General features: G+C 59.7%; 19 protein-coding genes. 5 read left to right on the top strand and 14 right to left on the bottom strand.

All coding sequences use genetic code 11. The features are described from left to right. Nucleotides 1-110 precede the first annotated feature (110 nt). The gene (locus ACA051_RS24810; protein WP_497372315.1) at nt 111-629 is read left to right on the top strand and encodes an acyloxyacyl hydrolase; all 519 of its coding nucleotides are present in this window, start codon (nt 111-113) and stop codon (nt 627-629) included. Nucleotides 630-758: 129 nt separating this feature from the next. On the opposite strand, the gene ACA051_RS24805 is transcribed toward ACA051_RS24810, so the two are convergent. The 12 genes from ACA051_RS24805 to ACA051_RS24750 form a co-directional block, all read right to left on the bottom strand. Then, nucleotides 759-1,064 (bottom strand): YkgJ family cysteine cluster protein, encoded by a 306-nt coding sequence (locus ACA051_RS24805; protein WP_077749015.1) that lies wholly within the window; start codon nt 1,062-1,064, stop codon nt 759-761. Between the two features lie 53 nt (nt 1,065-1,117). Then, the gene (locus ACA051_RS24800) at nt 1,118-1,621 is read right to left on the bottom strand and encodes a DUF2878 domain-containing protein (RefSeq protein WP_497305414.1); all 504 of its coding nucleotides are present in this window, start codon (nt 1,619-1,621) and stop codon (nt 1,118-1,120) included. Further along, nucleotides 1,614-2,885, bottom strand: a complete 1,272-nt coding sequence (locus tag ACA051_RS24795) for a class I SAM-dependent methyltransferase (RefSeq protein WP_497372313.1) — start codon at nt 2,883-2,885, stop codon at nt 1,614-1,616. The genes ACA051_RS24800 and ACA051_RS24795 overlap by 8 nt, the downstream gene beginning before the upstream one ends. Beyond that, entirely contained in the window at nt 2,872-3,687 is an 816-nt protein-coding gene (locus tag ACA051_RS24790; RefSeq protein ID WP_497372311.1) for a DUF1365 domain-containing protein, read from the bottom strand. The genes ACA051_RS24795 and ACA051_RS24790 overlap by 14 nt, the downstream gene beginning before the upstream one ends. Continuing rightward, on the bottom strand, nt 3,684-4,931 hold the full coding sequence (locus tag ACA051_RS24785) for an NAD(P)/FAD-dependent oxidoreductase (protein WP_497372309.1): 1,248 nt from the start codon (nt 4,929-4,931) through the stop codon (nt 3,684-3,686). The genes ACA051_RS24790 and ACA051_RS24785 overlap by 4 nt, the downstream gene beginning before the upstream one ends. Continuing rightward, entirely contained in the window at nt 4,928-5,710 is a 783-nt protein-coding gene (locus ACA051_RS24780; protein ID WP_497305406.1) for an SDR family NAD(P)-dependent oxidoreductase, read from the bottom strand. Before ACA051_RS24780 ends, ACA051_RS24785 begins: the two co-directional genes overlap by 4 nt. Beyond that, the gene (locus ACA051_RS24775) at nt 5,707-6,129 is read right to left on the bottom strand and encodes a nuclear transport factor 2 family protein (RefSeq protein WP_497305404.1); all 423 of its coding nucleotides are present in this window, start codon (nt 6,127-6,129) and stop codon (nt 5,707-5,709) included. The genes ACA051_RS24780 and ACA051_RS24775 overlap by 4 nt, the downstream gene beginning before the upstream one ends. After that, nucleotides 6,122-7,567 carry a deoxyribodipyrimidine photo-lyase gene (gene phrB / locus ACA051_RS24770; protein ID WP_497375634.1) on the bottom strand — a complete coding sequence of 482 codons (1,446 nt, stop codon included), beginning with the start codon at nt 7,565-7,567 and terminating at the stop codon, nt 6,122-6,124. The genes ACA051_RS24775 and phrB overlap by 8 nt, the downstream gene beginning before the upstream one ends. Before the next feature lie 20 nt (nt 7,568-7,587). Then, entirely contained in the window at nt 7,588-8,529 is a 942-nt protein-coding gene (locus tag ACA051_RS24765) for a MerR family transcriptional regulator (RefSeq protein WP_497305402.1), read from the bottom strand. Beyond that, the gene (locus ACA051_RS24760) at nt 8,529-9,491 is read right to left on the bottom strand and encodes a YbgA family protein (protein WP_497305400.1); all 963 of its coding nucleotides are present in this window, start codon (nt 9,489-9,491) and stop codon (nt 8,529-8,531) included. Before ACA051_RS24760 ends, ACA051_RS24765 begins: the two co-directional genes overlap by 1 nt. 215 nt (nt 9,492-9,706) lie before the next feature. Continuing rightward, entirely contained in the window at nt 9,707-9,922 is a 216-nt protein-coding gene (locus ACA051_RS24755) for a TIGR02450 family Trp-rich protein (protein ID WP_497372307.1), read from the bottom strand. After that, nucleotides 9,919-10,905: an NAD(P)/FAD-dependent oxidoreductase gene (locus ACA051_RS24750; RefSeq protein WP_497305396.1), complete on the bottom strand. Its 987-nt coding sequence runs from the start codon at nt 10,903-10,905 to the stop codon at nt 9,919-9,921. The genes ACA051_RS24755 and ACA051_RS24750 overlap by 4 nt, the downstream gene beginning before the upstream one ends. 196 nt (nt 10,906-11,101) lie before the next feature. Here ACA051_RS24750 and ACA051_RS24745 point away from each other — a divergent pair, with 196 nt between their 5' ends. Together ACA051_RS24745 and hemH are read left to right on the top strand one after the other, a co-directional pair. Next, nucleotides 11,102-12,004: a TIGR01777 family oxidoreductase gene (locus ACA051_RS24745; RefSeq protein ID WP_497305394.1), complete on the top strand. Its 903-nt coding sequence runs from the start codon at nt 11,102-11,104 to the stop codon at nt 12,002-12,004. A 13-nt stretch (nt 12,005-12,017) separates the two neighbouring features. After that, nucleotides 12,018-13,043, top strand: coding sequence for a ferrochelatase (gene hemH / locus ACA051_RS24740; RefSeq protein ID WP_497372305.1), 1,026 nt, complete (start codon nt 12,018-12,020; stop codon nt 13,041-13,043). Nucleotides 13,044-13,147: 104 nt separating this feature from the next. Here the strand turns inward: hemH and ACA051_RS24735 are convergent, their stop codons facing one another. Together ACA051_RS24735 and upp are read right to left on the bottom strand one after the other, a co-directional pair. Beyond that, a complete protein-coding gene (locus ACA051_RS24735; protein WP_131059474.1) occupies nt 13,148-14,422 on the bottom strand; it encodes a uracil-xanthine permease family protein in 1,275 nt (424 codons plus the stop codon). Between the two features lie 2 nt (nt 14,423-14,424). Continuing rightward, nucleotides 14,425-15,063, bottom strand: a complete 639-nt coding sequence (gene upp / locus ACA051_RS24730) for a uracil phosphoribosyltransferase (protein ID WP_010458234.1) — start codon at nt 15,061-15,063, stop codon at nt 14,425-14,427. 164 nt (nt 15,064-15,227) lie between these two features. On the opposite strand from upp, the gene ACA051_RS24725 reads away from it, so the two are divergent. Together ACA051_RS24725 and ACA051_RS24720 are read left to right on the top strand one after the other, a co-directional pair. After that, nucleotides 15,228-15,785: a hypoxanthine-guanine phosphoribosyltransferase gene (locus ACA051_RS24725; RefSeq protein ID WP_219094372.1), complete on the top strand. Its 558-nt coding sequence runs from the start codon at nt 15,228-15,230 to the stop codon at nt 15,783-15,785. A gap of 3 nt (nt 15,786-15,788) precedes the next feature. After that, a complete protein-coding gene (locus ACA051_RS24720; RefSeq protein WP_497305390.1) occupies nt 15,789-16,262 on the top strand; it encodes a WbuC family cupin fold metalloprotein in 474 nt (157 codons plus the stop codon). Nucleotides 16,263-16,267 lie beyond the last annotated feature (5 nt).

Genomic DNA, 16,267 nt, shown 5'->3' with positions numbered 1-16,267 from the left:
AAATCCTGGGGCAAACGAGTAATTGGGGTGAACTTCTGATTAAGCGTCGAATTCTATAGCGGTAAGCAACAAAAAAATCTTACGAAATCGTTCGGAAAAGGATGTTTCTAATGAAGCGACTATTCTGCTTGGCCGCGATTGCGGCCGCACTGATGGGGCACAGTTTTACTGCACAGGCAGCAGGCGTGGAGTTCGCAGTCGGCCAGACCAGCGATTCAACCATGACCTATAGACTGGGCATGCAATTCGATTGGGACAAGAGCTGGCTGCAGAGTGATATCGGTCGTTTGACCGGGTACTGGAGCGGCGCCTACACCTACTGGGATGGCGACGAGGCCTCCAGCAATCACAGCCTGTCGTTCTCGCCGGTGCTGGTTTACGAGTTCGCCGGCCAGACCGTCAAGCCCTACATGGAGTTGGGCGTTGGCGTCGCGGTGTTCGCCAATACCGAAGTCGAAAACAATCAACTCGGCAGTGCCTTTCAGTTTGAAGATCGGTTCGGTTTTGGCCTGCGCTTTACCGGCGGACATGAAGTCGGCATTCGTGCGACGCACTATTCCAATGCCGGGATCAGTAGCCCGAACAACGGTGTAGAAAGTTACGCGCTGCACTACACGATGCCGCTCTAAGACTCGCTACTTTAGATGTTGGAGCGAGCCTGCTCGCGATGGCTGCCTGTCAGTCAATACTGTTGCTGAATGGCAGGGCGCAATCGCGAGCAGGCTCGCTCCCACATTGGATCTGCGTCGACTTTAAATTCAGCGATACGCCGTGGTAATCCCCTGGCGCTCATCGATGCATTCCGGTGCGCCCATCTCGAACTCCCGGCAGATCAGCGGGCGTTTTTCGTAGATGGTGCACATCATGCTGTTGCGATCCAGCGCAGCGCACCAGCCGTCATCCAGACGCAGCATGACTTCCCCGCCCCAATCATCGGTATCGATAAAACGTTCAGGCACGCCCGTGTCGGTGATCAGCATAACTTCGAGCTGGCAGCAGCAAGCTGCGCAGGTCGAGCACGTGACGGCCGGTTCGGTGATTTGCGTGTGGGGAATGGTTTTCATGGCGGGCAGTGTAAGGCAGTGCGCCTTGGCTGTGTTAAAGGCCTGACGGACGCTTAGCCGCGGGTGTCCGCCGCCAACCGTTGAGACATGAAATGCAGGGTGGGAAGCAAAACGGCCCAGAGCACGCCGATGCCCAGCAGCGTGGGCACCTGACCGTAAGGAAACTGCACGCCGGCCAGTTGTCCACCGGCGTAATACGACACCGGCCCACCCACGGCGCCCAGCAGGCTGCCGAGCCACCAAGGGTTCGCGGTCCATTGCAGGCAGTGGCGCAAAGTGGTTGCCAGTAATGCCCACAACAGCATCAGCCACAGCGGGATCAAGGGCGCGACGTCGGCAAAGTCGAACACCCCCAGCCAGCGCAACGAACTGTCGACGGTGGTGCCCAGCAGCACAACGCTGAGAATCAGTCGGCCTTCATCCGCCCAGCGACTTATCCACAGCAGATGAATCACCAGTGCCGCCAGCGCCACCAGCAACCACACACTGTTGCCGCCCACCACGCAGGCAAACCAGCCGAGCTGAAACAGCGCGGCATTGGCCAAGCGCTCACGCATCGAAGCGACCCAGCAGCGGCGCGGGCATCGCCGACGGTTTGGCCAGCAGCATTTGCGCGGTGCCGATGGTGCGCTCCAGAAATCCCCCTTCGCAGTAGCACAGATAAAACTCCCACAACCGCAGGAAATAATCGTCGTAGCCCAACTCGCTCAGGCGCCCCTGGGCTCGGCGAAAATTCTCATGCCACAGGCGCAGGGTTCGGGCGTAGTGCAGGCCAAAATCCTCCATGTGCAACAGATTCATGTCGGTGTCGCGGCTGATGACTTCCAGCATCTTCTGCACACAGGGCAGGGCGCCGCCAGGAAAAATGTAACGCTGAATGAAATCGACGCTGCCCTTGGCCTGTTCGTAGCGCTGTTCGCGGATGGTGATCGCCTGCAACAGCATCAAGCCGTTGCTTTTGAGCAACTGCGCGCATTGCTTGAAATAGACCGGCATGAAGCGATGGCCGACCGCTTCGATCATCTCGATCGACACCAGTTTGTCGTACTGCCCGGTGAGGTCGCGGTAATCCTTGAGCAGCAGCGTGATCTGGTCTTGCAGGCCGAGGGCTTCAATGCGTTGTGCCGTGAAGGCGTACTGTTCTTTTGACAGCGTGGTGGTAGTGACTTTGCAGCCGTAATGCTGCGCCGCGTAAAGCGCCATGCTGCCCCAGCCGGTGCCGATTTCCAGCAAGTGATCACTGGGTTTGAGCGCGAGTTTCTGGCAGATCCGTTCCAGCTTGTTCAACTGTGCCTGTTCCAGGCTGTCTTCGTCCGTCAGGAATTGCGCGGCGGAATACATCATCGTGGGGTCGAGAAACTGTTCGAACAGGTCGTTGCCCAGGTCGTAGTGGGCAGCGATGTTTTTCTGCGAACCCTTGCGCGTGTTGCGATTGAGCCAATGCAGGGCTTGAACGAAGGGGCGGCCGAGTTTCGCCAGGCCACCTTCCAGCGCATCCAGCACCTCAAGGTTACTGACGAACACGCGAACCACCGCGGTCAGGTCCGGCGAACTCCAATAGCCGTGGATAAACGCTTCGCCAGCGCCGATCGAGCCGTTACCCGCCACCAGTCCCCACGCCGCCGCGTCGAGGATATGGATCTCCCCGATCAATGCGCTGCCTGCGGTACCGAAGACATGCCGTTCGCCGTTTTCGATGACCACCAATTGTCCATGTTTGAGCTGCGTGAGTTGCCGCAATACACCACGGCGCAGCAACGATCCGGTCAGGCCGTTGGTGCTGAGCAGATTGACTTTGGCCGAGACGCTAGAGGATTTCATGACGGTGATCCTTGGGAGGAACGATGGCGGTTTGAACGCTGCCATCGGCAGCCTGATGAGCAAATATCGGTGCGCGTTTAAGCAGCAGGCGCAGGGCCTGCCAATAGATCGCCAGGCAGGTTTTCGCCGTCATCCATGGAAAACGCCACAAGTAACGGTGCAGGCTGGCGCGATCCAGAGCTTCGCGTTTCAGGTTGAGCGTGGCGTCGAACAGTTTCAGTTCGCCCTGCCAGTCCGCCATGTGCACGCCGAGCTTTTTCGCGGCGGGGCTGAAGCTCATGCGGTATTCCAGGTCCGGCGGCAAAAACGGCGAGACGTGAAACGCCTTCGCCACGGCAAAATGTTGATGGAAATCGCCCAGGTTCACCGGGGCCTTGGCCGGTAAGACATAGTGATAACGCTCGCGCCACGGGGTGTTGGTGACTTCGCAAAGAATCGCTGCCAGTTGCCCGTCTGCCTCATGGCAGTAGAAAAAACTCACCGGGTTGAACGACAAGCCCCAACTGCGCGGTTGGGTCAGCAGGCAGACCGAACCTTGGGGCGCATGGCCGATGGCCTGGCCGACGAGTTCGCGCACCGCATCAATCAGGCGCATGCCGCTGCCGGTATAGGTTTTGAGGTAATCGCTCTCGCGAAACGAGAAAGGTGCGAAGCGACTGTTGCCCGAGAGCGGCGACAAGCCGAGCACGGCATCCTGTTCGTCGAGGTCCAGGTACAACAGACCGATCCGGTAACGGAAGGCATGAGGCTTTGGGGCGAACCGCCGATGGGCGATCCATCCGCTGTAGAGGGCGCTGTTCACAACACTTCACCAAACGAGCGAGCAACGCGCAACGCACTGACCACGCCGTCTTCATGGAAACCGTTGGCCCAATAGGCGCCGCAGTAATAAGTGTGTTGCGCGCCGTCCAGTTCCTCCCAACGGCTTTGCGCTGCAACCGCAGCCAAGCTGAATTGCGGATGGGCGTAAGTGAATCTGGCGAGCACTTTGCTCGGGTCGATGCCAGCGCTCTGGTTGAGGCTGACGCAGAACGTGGTGTCGCTCTGGATGCCTTGCAGGATGTTCATGTCGTAGGTGACGGCGGCCCGTGTATGGCCCGGGCCACCGAGACGGTAATTCCAGCTGGCCCACGCGAGTTTTCGGTTGGGCAGCAGGCGTGTGTCGGTGTGCAGCACCACTTCGTTGTCGGCGTAGGGCAGGGCGCTGAGGATCGATCGTTCGGCATCGCTGGGCGTGGCCAACAGTTTCAGGGCCTGATCGCTGTGGCAGGCAAACACCACTTTATCGAATCGTTCGCTGCCGGCGGCGCTGTGGATAATGACACCTTGCTCATCGCGCTCGACTCGGGTCACCGGGCAGTTGAGACGGATGTTCTCTTTGAACGTCGCCGTCAGTGGTTTGATGTAAGCGCTCGAGCCCCCTTCGATCACTCGCCATTGCGGGCGATTGCTGATGGATAGAAGGCCGTGATTCTTGAAAAACCTGACGAAGGATTGCAGCGGAAAACCCAGCATGTCAGCCATGGACATCGACCAGATCGCCGCGCCCATCGGCACGATGTAATGCAGGATGAAGCGCTCGCCATAGCGGCGGGTTTTCAGATAGTCGTCCAGCGTGGTGTCGGCGTCGATCCGACCCTCGGCCAGGTCACGCTGCGCCTCTTTGTTGAAGCGCTGGATGTCGCGCAACATGCCCCAGAAGCCGGGTGACAACAGATTCCGCCGTTGGGCGAACAAGCTGTTGAGGTTATTGCCGTTGTACTCCAGGCCCGAATCCGGGTCCGTCACTGAAAAACTCATTTCAGTCGGTTTGGAGCCCACGCCAATCTGGCCGAGCAGGCGAATGAAATTCGGATAGGTCCAGTCGTTGAACACAATGAAACCGGTGTCCACGGCGTAGTGCTGGCCATCGGCGGTCACGTCCACAGTGTGGGTGTGACCGCCGATCCAGTCGCTGGCTTCGAACAGGGTGATCTCATGCCTGCGATTGAGCAGGTAGGCGCTGGTGAGCCCCGAGATTCCGCTGCCAATGATGGCAATGTTCACGGCACGTCCCGGATTGGTGGGCTGCTGCGCACCATGCGTTTGCCGATCGCCAGTTTCACGCAGTTGGGCATTTTCGACAGAGGCCAGAGAGCAGCCATGAACAGTCCGGGAAAGGCGATCTCCAGGGGACGGTTCTTGAGTTTGGCGAAGATGTGCCGGGCGGCTTTCGCTACGGGCCAACTGAGCGGCATCGGGAAATCGTTTTTCGCCGTCAGCGGGGTCTCGACAAACCCCGGGCTGACCACCGTGACTTCGATGCCTTCCGGCGCAAGATCAATGCGCAGGGATTCGAACAGATAACGCAGCCCGGCCTTCGACGCGCCATAGGCTTCGGCCCGTGGCAGCGGCAGGTAGGTCACCGAACTGGCGACGCCCACCAGATGCGGCGCGGTACCCTTGCGAAGCAGGGGCAAAGCGGCCTCGATGCAATAAGCGCTGGCGAGCAGGTTGGTGCGCACCACGTGCTCGATGATCGACGAATCGAACTGCTGAACGTCGACGTATTCGCAGGTGCCGGCGTTGAGAATCACCGTGTCCAGCGAGCCCCATTCATGGGCGATCTGCTCGCCGATCTCGCGCACCGTCTGACTGCTGGTCAGATCGCCAGGCACGACCAGCACTTGCCCGGGATAACGCTGGGATAAGACTTTCAGCACCGCTGTGGACCGCGAACTCACGGCCAGATGGGCACCGGTTTTCAGGATTTCTTCGGCCAACGAGGCGCCAATGCCGCTGCTGGCGCCCGTCAACCAGTATCGCCGTGGAGGTGTAATACTCATCCCATTCTCCTTTTCAGCCAGGCAATCGCCCGACCCAATACGGGTAAATGTTCGTAAAGCAGTGCCCCGGCATCGAAGTAATCCCGGTGGCGATAAACCTTGTCGCGCCAGCGCAGGTGCGAGCAGCCGTTGACTCGAATCAACTGGCCTCCGCTCAGGCGTGGATGGCGGTAGCTCATGACCCAGCGCAGATACCCTTCGCCTTCGCCGGTCTGGTCGAAAGCATGAAAATCGAAACGCAGTTCGGTGACGTTGGCGTAGAGCTCGGTGAAATAGCCGCGCAACTGTCCGAGCCCTTGCACTTCGTGCAGCGGATCGGTGAAGTGCACGTCTTCGGTGTACAGCTCGCCGAGGCGTTGCAAACTGTCTTTGTCCAGCTGCGCGAATTGCCGGGCAAACTGCCGCAGGAAATCACTCATGAGCGCCTCCGGCATCGTGCCGCGATGGCAGGTTCTTGAACGCGGCCAAGGCTCGCTGGCGTGAAGTACTCAGGTTGACGATCGGCGACGGATAATCCACCACGCCGAACAGACCGCCGAGGTTCGCCGGGTTGTGCACGTCTTTTTTGTTCAGCCCGGCCAGTTGCGGCAACCAGTGCTTGATGAACACGCCTTCGGCGTCGAATTTTTCCGACTGGCTCAGCGGATTGAAAATACGGAAGTAAGGGGCCGAATCAGTGCCCGTGGACGCACTCCACTGCCAGCCACCGTTGTTCGCCGCCAGGTCGCCGTCGATCAAGTGGCGCATGAAAAAGCGTTCGCCTTCGCGCCAGTCGATCAGCAGGTTCTTGGTCAAGAACATCGCCACTATCATGCGCAAGCGGTTGTGCATCCAGCCGGTTTCGAGCAATTGGCGCATCGCGGCGTCGATGATCGGCAGGCCGGTACGGGCTTGCTGCCAGGCCAGCAGTTCTTGCGGGGCGTCGCGCCAGGCCAAGGCTTCTGTTTCCGGGCGGAAGGCGCGGTGACGCGAGACCCGTGGGTAGCCCACCAGAATGTGTTTGTAGAACTCGCGCCACAGCAACTCGTTGATCCAGGTGACCGCGCCCACCTTGCCGCTTTCGAACTCGCCTTGATTACTGTGCAGGGCGGCGTGCAAACAATGGCGAGGGGAAATCACCCCGGCAGCGAGATAAGCCGAAAGCTGGCTAGTGCCAGGTTTGGCGGGGAGGTCGCGTTCGTCTTTGTAGTAGTCGATTTGCGCGTCGGCGAAGGTGTCGAGACGACGGTGGGCTTCGGCTTCACCGGCAGGCCAGAGCGTGCGCAAGTGATCGCTGGGGGTGTCGAACCCTTCAACGCTCGACGGAATGTCGTCACTGCTGATGTGCAATGGAACCTGTACGGCCGGTGCTGCCACCCGCCCCGGAAGCGAGCGATGCAGACGTTCGTAACAGACTTTGCGGAACTGACTGAAGACCTGGAAGTAAGTACCGGTCTTGGTCAGCACGGTGCCCGGTTTGAACAGCAGTTGATCGAGGTGGCTATAGAAGTCGATGCCATGGGTCTTCAGCGTTTCGGCGACCGCCGTATCGCGACGGCTTTCATGAATCCCGTATTCCTCGTTGACGTGCACCGCCTCCGCGTTTAATTGCTGACACAGCTCGAGCAGAACCTTCGGCGTCTCATCCCAGCGAGGGGCCTGGCGAACCAAAAGGGGAATGTTCAGCTCGCCCAGCGCGCGGCTCAGTTCATCCAGATTACGCAGCCAAAAATCCACTTTGCATGGCGCGTCATCGTGTTCCAGCCATTGCTCCGGGCTCAACAGGTACACCGCCACCGTCGGGCCGCGCGCTGCGGCAGCCGAGAGAGCGGTATTGTCGTGGAGGCGCAAATCGCTGCGCAGCCAGATCAATTGCAGGGGGATGTCCGCACTGTTCATTAAATAAGCCCACGCTTGACCAGTTCCTGATGAGCCGAAAGCGGGTCTTCAGCCAGGAACAAATCAGTGATTTCGGAAGTTCTTACGGACAGCTCAGCGTGGTGGATGCATACCGTTGGTCCGGCAATCATTTTTGGGCAACTGACACCATTCAAAAGTTTCAACAGCTGCGAAATGTTCATGGCTTTGCTGGAGTACAGCAGTACGCCGCGGGCTTGCAGGTGATCGACCGCCAGCGCGAGTTCGCCCGTCGGCAGCGGCCAGTCGAACACTTCCACCGGGCAATCGGCGCTGCTGATCAGCCACGCGGTCAGCCACAGGCAAGGTTCCAGTGGCAGGTCCGAGTGGTTGATCAACAGCAATGGCGCAGTGCGTAGCTGACGGTTGTTATGGTAGATACGTGCGCCGAATTTGCTGCGCAACCAGGAAAAGAAAAACACCCGCTCCATCTGCGCGCCGAACTGGCCCTGCCAGCGTTGTTCCAGTTCCGCCAGCAACGGTATCAGCAGTTGTTCGCACAACGTGCGGGGCGGATACAGCGCCATGGCTTGATTGACGGTGTCATCCAGCGTGCGCTCATTGAGTTGGGTCACCGCTTGCAACAGCGTCTGGCCCAGCACCTGCCAATCGTTTGAGAGGGTTTCGGTAACGGCCTGGGGCGTGTCGAGCAGCTGCTTGATCTGACTGACGGCTACGCCGCGATTGAGCCAGGTGAGGATGGTCAAAATCCGTTGCACGTGTTCGGCAGAGAACAGGCGATGCCCCTTGGGCGTGCGCTGGGGCACGATCAGCCCGTAACGTCTTTCCCAGGCACGCAGGGTCACGGCGTTCACGCCGGTCTGGCGCGCCACTTCGCGAATTGGCAACCAGCCTTCGTCCAGGGCTTTCTTGAAGTCGGCGCCAAGGTCTTCGCTGGCGCTGGTGTCGATTGGGCTTTTCATTAGATTGCGTTTCGCAGGCTGAGGTTTTCCGGGTGCGGCTGAAGGTAAACCTGCTGCGCGATGTAAGGATCCGGGTGTTGGCGGAAGTAGTGTTTGAGCAGCATCAGTGGCACCACCAGCGGCACGATGCCTTGCCGGTATTGGCCAATGACGTGCTGCATTTCCTGCTTGTCTTCAGGGCTGATGACTTGCTTGAGATAACCGCTGATGTGTTGCAGAACGTTGGTGTGGGTGCGCCGCGTGGCGCATTTCTTCAATGCCGCCATCAGCTCGCTGAAATAGCGCGGGCCGAGTTCCGCAGGATCGGTCTGACCCATATTGCCCAGCAGATTGCCCAGGATTTTGTACTGCACCGGGTTATGGGCCATCAGCAGGTATTTGTAGCGCGAGTGAAACTCCGTGAGGCCGCGTCGCGTTATCCCTTCCTGCAGTAACTGTTGCCAGGCGCTGTAGGCGAACACGCGGGTCAAGAAGTTTTCGCGCAGTACCGGGTCGTTAAGGCGGCCATCTTCTTCCACCGGCAAGTCGGGGTGCAGGGCGCAGAACGCCTGGGCGTAGATGCCGCGTCCACCGCCCTCCACCGGCGCTCCGTTGGCGTGGTAGACCTTGACCCGGTCGAGGCCACAGGAAGGGGATTTCTGCATGAAGATGTAGCCGCAGATATCGTCCAGCTCAGCGGCCATTTTCTGACCGTACTCGGCGAGCGGCCGGGTGACGTTGGTGTCGGGGTTGACGGTGCCGACGGCTTCGGGATGTTCGGGGTCGCCGATCAGGCGGATCGGTTCGCGAGGGATACCCAGGCCAATGGCGACTTCCGGACACACCGGTAGGAACTCGAAATAGTCGGTGAGGGTTCGGCTGCACAGACGCGATTCCTTGTGCCCACCGTTGAAACGCACCTCGGCCCCCATCAAGCAGGCGCTGATGGCGATTTTCGGTAGAGTCGTTGGCTGTGCATGCATCGGAACACCTCGAATCCATACCTGTACAGAGTTGTGGCTCCGTACAACTTTGTCTTTATCATAGATTCAAAGGTGTACAAGTCAAATTGTTTGTATAAGTTTTCGAAAGAGATGCATTCCATTGTGGGAGCGAGCCTGCTCGCGATAGCGGTGGATCAGGCGATACATGGGGGGCTGACACACCGCATTCGCGAGCAGGCTCGCTCCCACAGGATCTACTTCCAGCCGAGTATCCAGCCGTCGCTATCTTTCAGGGACTGCCAGGGGAGAAGCTCACTGCGCTGGGTCAGCACCGCCTGCAACTCGACTTCCAGCACCGTGCCTTCCTCATCGCGGAACAACTCGGTCACCAGAAAATGTTTTTCGCGGTTTTGCGGGTGGGCTGCTGTCCATTTTGACAGCAGCAATTTACTCGGATTGATTCTATTCACTGCAAGTGCTCATGCAACCGTCGTGCAGCTTCCTGGCCACTGAGCCAGGCGCCTTCGACACGCCCGGACAAGCACCAGTCGCCGCACACATACAGGCCCAGGTCGGCATCGGCCAGGGCGCCCCATTCGTGACTGCTGGCAGGCCGCGCATAGAGCCAGCGGTGCGCGAGGCTGAAGGTCGGGGCGGGCATGGCGCTGTGCAACAGTTCTGCAAACGCACCGTGCAGTTGCTCGATCACCGCCTCCTTGGGCAGGTCGATATGTTGCCGGCTCCAGGCGCTGGTCGCATGCAGCACCCACGTGTCCAGGGTGTTGTCGCGCCCGGGTTTGCTGCGGTTGCGCGCCAGCCAGTCGAGCGGGCTGTCCTGCACGAAGCAACCTTCCAAGGGGGTATCCAGCGGCGTATCGAATGCCAGCGCTACCGCCCAGGTCGGCTCCATTTTCACCCCGGCGGCGGCCCCGGCGAGTTTCGGTGCGGAGGCCAGCAATGCCGTGGCTTGAGGCGCCGGCGTAGCGATCACCACGTGACTGAACGGACCATGGGTGAAGCCTTCGGCGTCTTGCAGATGCCAGTGTTCTTCACCGCGATACACCTCGGTGATCCGGCAGGCGAAATGCACTTCCAGATCGCCAAGCAGGCCACGGGTGATCGCGCTCATGCGCGGCGTGCCGACCCAGCGTGTCTGTTCGTCCGGTGACAGGTTGAGCTGGCCGCCTTGGAAGGTGTAGAGCTGTGGCGTCCACTCGGCGACCCAGCCGTTGGATTGCCAACGCTGGACCTCGGTGACGAAGCGACGGTCGCGGGCAGTGAAATACTGCGCGCCCATGTCCAGGGCACCCGCATCGCTGCGCTTGCTCGACATGCGTCCGCCACTGCCGCGGCTTTTATCGAAAAGTTGAACGATGTGCCCGACTTCCGTCAGGGCCTGCGCGGCTGAGAGCCCGGCGATGCCGGTGCCGATGATTGCGATGGGTACAGTCATAGGGGCCTCGTTTACCTTTCTGTACAGACTACGCCGTGGTTTAAACCTGTACAATATTGTTTTTTGGTATAACTTTTAGCGTTCTCGATCTGACAGCTTGGCCTATTGTTAAACACAGACACTGCCCGATACCAAAGATCCCTGCTTATAAAAATAGACTAGTGATCAGGGTAAAACGCCACGCGAGGAAGAAGTCATGCACATATTGCTGACCGGCGGTACTGGTTTGATAGGACGTCAACTCTGCCGACACTGGTTGAGCCAGGGACATCGCCTGACCGTCTTGAGCCGCACACCGGAAAAAGTCGCGAACATTTGTGGTGCCCAGGTTCGCGGCGTCGCGTTGCTGGAAGACCTCGGGCAAGAGCCAGTTGATGCGATTATCAACCTGGCGGGCGCACCCATTGCCGACCGGCCATGGACCACCAGACGCAAAGCCTTACTCTGGAGCAGTCGCATCACCCTGACCGAAACCTTGCTGGCCTGGCTCGAAAGCCGCGAGCAGAAACCGCAGGTGTTGATCTCGGGTTCTGCCATTGGCTGGTACGGCGACAGTGGCGAGCGGGAGCTGACCGAAGCGTCTCCGCCGTCCATCGATGATTTCGCCAGTCAGTTGTGCATTGCCTGGGAAGAAACCGCTCAGCGCGCCGAGGCCATGGGGGTTCGGGTGGTTCTGATTCGAACCGGCCTGGTGTTGTCCGCCGAAGGCGGCTTTTTGTCGCGGCTGTTGCTGCCGTTCAAACTGGGGCTGGGCGGGCCTTTGGGTAGTGGTCGGCAGTGGATGCCCTGGATTCATATCAACGATCAAATCGCCCTGATTGATTTTCTTCTGCATCGCAATGACGCGAGCGGTCCATATAATGCCTGCGCGCCTAAACCGGTGCGCAACCGCGAGTTCGCCAAGACATTGGGCGGTGTGCTGCACCGCCCGGCGTTCATGCCGATGCCGGCCCTGGCCTTGAAAGTGTGCCTGGGCGAGTTGTCACTGTTGTTGCTGGGCGGCCAGAAGGCTGTACCGGAGCGCTTGCTGGAAGCGGGTTTCACGTTCCAGTTCACTGATTTGCGCGCGGCCCTGGACGACCTGTCCAGCCGCCTCTGAAATAGGACGTTGCATGACCGATCACGCGTTGCTTCTGGTTAACCTGGGTTCGCCTGCCTCCACATCAGTGGCGGATGTGCGCAGTTACCTCAACCAATTTCTGATGGATCCCTACGTGATCGACCTGCCATGGCCGGTGCGACGCTTATTGGTGTCGCTGATCCTGATCAAGCGCCCGGAGCAGTCCGCCCACGCCTACGCGTCGATCTGGTGGGAGGAGGGCTCGCCGCTGGTGGTGCTCAGCCGTCGCCTGCAGCAGGCCATGACTGCTCAGTGGAGCCACGGGCCGGTAGAGCTGGCGATGCGTTATGGCGAGCCGTCGATTGAGACGAAACTGGTCCAGCTGGCGGCTCAGGGCCACAAAAACATTACCCTTGCGCCGCTTTATCCACAGTTCGCCGACAGCACCGTGACCACGGTGATTGAGGAAGCCAAGCGGGTAGTGCGCGAGAAGCAGCTCGACGTGCAGTTTTCGATTCTCCAGCCGTTCTACGATCAGCCGGAGTACCTCGATGCGTTGGTGGCCAGCGCGAAGCCTTATTTGCAGCAGGATTACGATCACTTGCTGCTGAGCTTTCACGGTTTGCCAGAGCGGCACCTGACCAAGATCGACCCTACCGGTCACCATTGCTTCAAAGGCGAGAATTGCTGTCTGAACGCTTCGCCAGAGGTATTGGCGACCTGCTACCGAGCCCAATGCCTGCGCACGGCGTCTGAGTTTGCCAAACGGTTAGGCCTGCCGGACGGCAAGTGGTCGGTGTCGTTCCAGTCGCGTCTGGGTCGAGCAAAATGGATTGAACCCTACACCGAGGCGCGCCTCGATGAATTGGCCGGGATGGGCGTGAAGAAAGTCCTGGTCATGTGCCCGGCGTTTGTTGCCGATTGCATCGAGACGCTTGAGGAGATCGGTGATCGCGGCAAGGAATTGTTCCGCGAGGCGGGGGGCGAGGAATTGGTGCTGGTGCCGTGTCTCAACGATGATCCGCAGTGGGCGCGGGCGTTGAGTGCCTTGTGTGAACGAGCGCCGCTGGCGCTTTAGAAGCTTCGCGGGCAAGCCTCGCTCCTACAGGTTGTGTGTCGCTCAACAAAACGACGCAATTCTGTAGGAGCGAGGCTTGCCCGCGAAGGCATTCTCAAGGCTGACTACAACAACGGCTCATCCGCCTTCTTGTGCTTCCAGCTGTCATTGCCCGGCAGCAACAGATTCAGCCCGATCGCCACCACCGCGCATAGCGCGATGCCTTTGAGGCCGAAGTCGTCGGGGCCGGTGCCGGTGCCGACCAGCACACCGCCAATCCCGAATACCAGCGTCACCGAGACAATCACCAGGTTGCGCGCCTCGCCCAGGTCGATCTTGTGGCGAATCAGCGTGTTCATCCCCACCGCCGCGATCGAGCCAAACAACAGGCACAGAATCCCGCCCATCACCGGCACCGGGATGCTTTGCAGGAGTGCGCCGAACTTGCCGACGAACGCCAGGCTGATGGCAAAGATCGCCGCCCAGGTCATGATTTTCGGGTTGTAGTTTTTGGTCAGCATCACCGCGCCCGTCACTTCGGCGTAGGTGGTGTTGGGTGGGCCGCCGAACAGCCCGGCTGCGGTGGTGGCAATGCCGTCGCCGAGCAGGGTGCGATGCAGGCCGGGCTTCTTCAGGTAATCGCGGCCGGTCACGCTGCCGACGGCAATCACCCCGCCGATGTGCTCGATGGCCGGCGCCAGGGCTACCGGAACGATGAACAGAATCGCCTGCCAGTTGAACTCCGGCGCGGTGAAGTGCGGAATCGCAAACCACGGTGCCGCGGCAATCTTCGCGGTATCGACGACGCCGAAGTAGAACGCCATGGCAAAACCGACCAGCACGCCGGAAATGATCGGCACCAGGCGGAAAATGCCTTTACCGAACACTGCGACGATCAGGGTGGTCAGCAATGCCGGCATCGAAATCAGCATGGCGGTCTGGTAATGAATCAGCTCGGTGCCATCGCCAGCCTTGCCCATCGCCATGTTGGCGGCAATCGGCGCCATGGCCAGGCCGATGGAGATGATCACCGGACCAATCACCACCGGTGGCAGCAGGCGGTCGATGAAACCGGTGCCTTTGATCTTCACGGCCAGGCCGAGGAAGGTGTAAACGAAACCCGCCGCCATCACGCCGCCCATGGTTGCCGCGAGGCCGAACTGGCCCTTGGCGAGAATGATCGGGGTGATGAAGGCAAAGCTCGACGCCAGGAACACCGGCACCTGACGCCCGGTGACGATCTGGAACAAAATCGTCCCCAGACCTGCGGTAAACAGCGCCACGTTCGGGTCGAGGCCGGTAATCAGCGGCATCAATACCAGGGCGCCGAAGGCCACGAACAGCATCTGTGCGCCAGACAGCACCGTGCGCCAGAGCGGATCGTTGAACTCTTGCTGCATGCTCAAGCGTCCTTCTGCTTGGTGCCGAAGATCTTGTCACCGGCATCGCCAAGGCCTGGGATGATGTAACCGTGTTCGTTGAGTTTTTCATCAATGGAGGCGGTGTAGATCATCACGTCCGGGTGCGCTTTGCCCACTGCGGCGATGCCTTCCGGCGCGGCAACCAGCACCATGGCGCGGATGTCGCGGCAACCAGCCTTTTTCAGCAGGTCGATGGTGGCGACCATGGAGCTGCCGGTGGCGAGCATCGGGTCGATGATCATTGCCAGGCGTTCATTGATTTCCGGAACCAGTTTTTCCAGATACGTATGGGCCTGCAGGGTTTGTTCGTTGCGGGCCACGCCGACGGCACTGACTTTGGCGCCCGGGATCAGGCTCAGTACGCCTTCGAGCATGCCGATGCCGGCGCGCAGGATCGGCACCACGGTGATTTTCTTGCCGGCGATTTTCTCCACCGACACGGTGCCGCACCAACCTTCGATGTCGTAGGTTTCCAGCGGCAGGTCTTTGGTGGCTTCATAGGTCAGCAGGGCGCCGACTTCCTGAGCGAGCTCACGGAAATTCTTCGTGCTAATGTCGGCGCGGCGCATGAGGCCGAGTTTATGACGGATCAGCGGATGGCGGATCTCGAGGATGGGCATGGGAAAGGCTCCGGCGGCGGGCAAAAAAACCGGCTTAGATTAATCTATCCGAGGGTGTTGTCCTATAGACATACAGTACGTTAGTCCACAAACGCTTGATCTGGCCGTGCGGGATGCGTACCTTTGCCCGCTTTTCCTTAATCAGTCCCCCCCTGGAGAGCGCCATGTCCGCTGATCTCGAGCATATCCGTCAAATCATGCGAGAGGCTGACTGCCTGTACACCGAAGCTGAAGTCGAGGCGGCCATCGCCCGCGTCGGTGCACACATCAACGAACAACTGGCTGACAGCAATCCGGTGGTGTTCTGTGTGATGAACGGCGGCCTGATTTTCGCCGGCAAGCTGCTCACCCATCTGCACTTCCCGCTGGAAGCGTCCTACCTGCACGCCACCCGTTATCGCAACGAAACCAGCGGCGGCGACCTGTTCTGGAAAGCCAAGCCGGAAGTTTCGTTCCTCGACCGCGACGTGCTGATCATCGACGACATCCTCGATGAAGGTCATACCCTGGGCGCAATCATCGACTACTGCAAACACGCTGGCGCGCGCAAAGTGCACACCGCCGTGCTGATCGACAAGGACCACGACCGCAAGGCTCGCCCGGACCTGAAAGCCGATTTCGTCGGCCTGCCGTGCATCGACCGTTATATTTTCGGTTACGGCATGGACTACAAAGGCTACTGGCGTAACGCCAACGGGATTTTTGCTGTTAAAGGAATGTAATCATTGGCCACGCCGAGCTTTCTTGATCAAACACTGTTCACTGAGTTGGCCGAGAAGGCTGCGGCCAATCCGCGCGGGCGCCAGCATCACAACTTTCATCGGATGGAAGAGCCGTGCCATCGCATGGCCGTGGGTTTGCAGCCAAGTACGTATATTCCCCCTCATCGGCACCTGAGTGATGACAAGGCGGAAACGCTGTTGGTGCTGCGGGGGCGTCTCGGCCTGTTGATTTTTGATGAGTCTGGAGGCGTTATCCACACGAGCGTTCTGCAAGCGGCTGGCGAATCGGTGGGCGTCGATCTTCCTCACGGCGTGTTCCATGGCCTGGTCGTGCTGGAAGCCGATAGCGTGATGTTCGAGTGCAAAGCCGGCCCTTATCGCCCGGTCGGTGAGGGTGAGCTTGCTCCGTGGGCGCCACGCGAAGGCGAGCCTGGTGTGGCCGAGTATCAGGCGTGGATGCGCGCGCAGTTTGATTGAGCCGT

Source organism: Pseudomonas sp. LBUM1669 (genome assembly GCF_059695705.1).
This window is presented reverse-complemented; position numbering and strand designations above follow the sequence as displayed.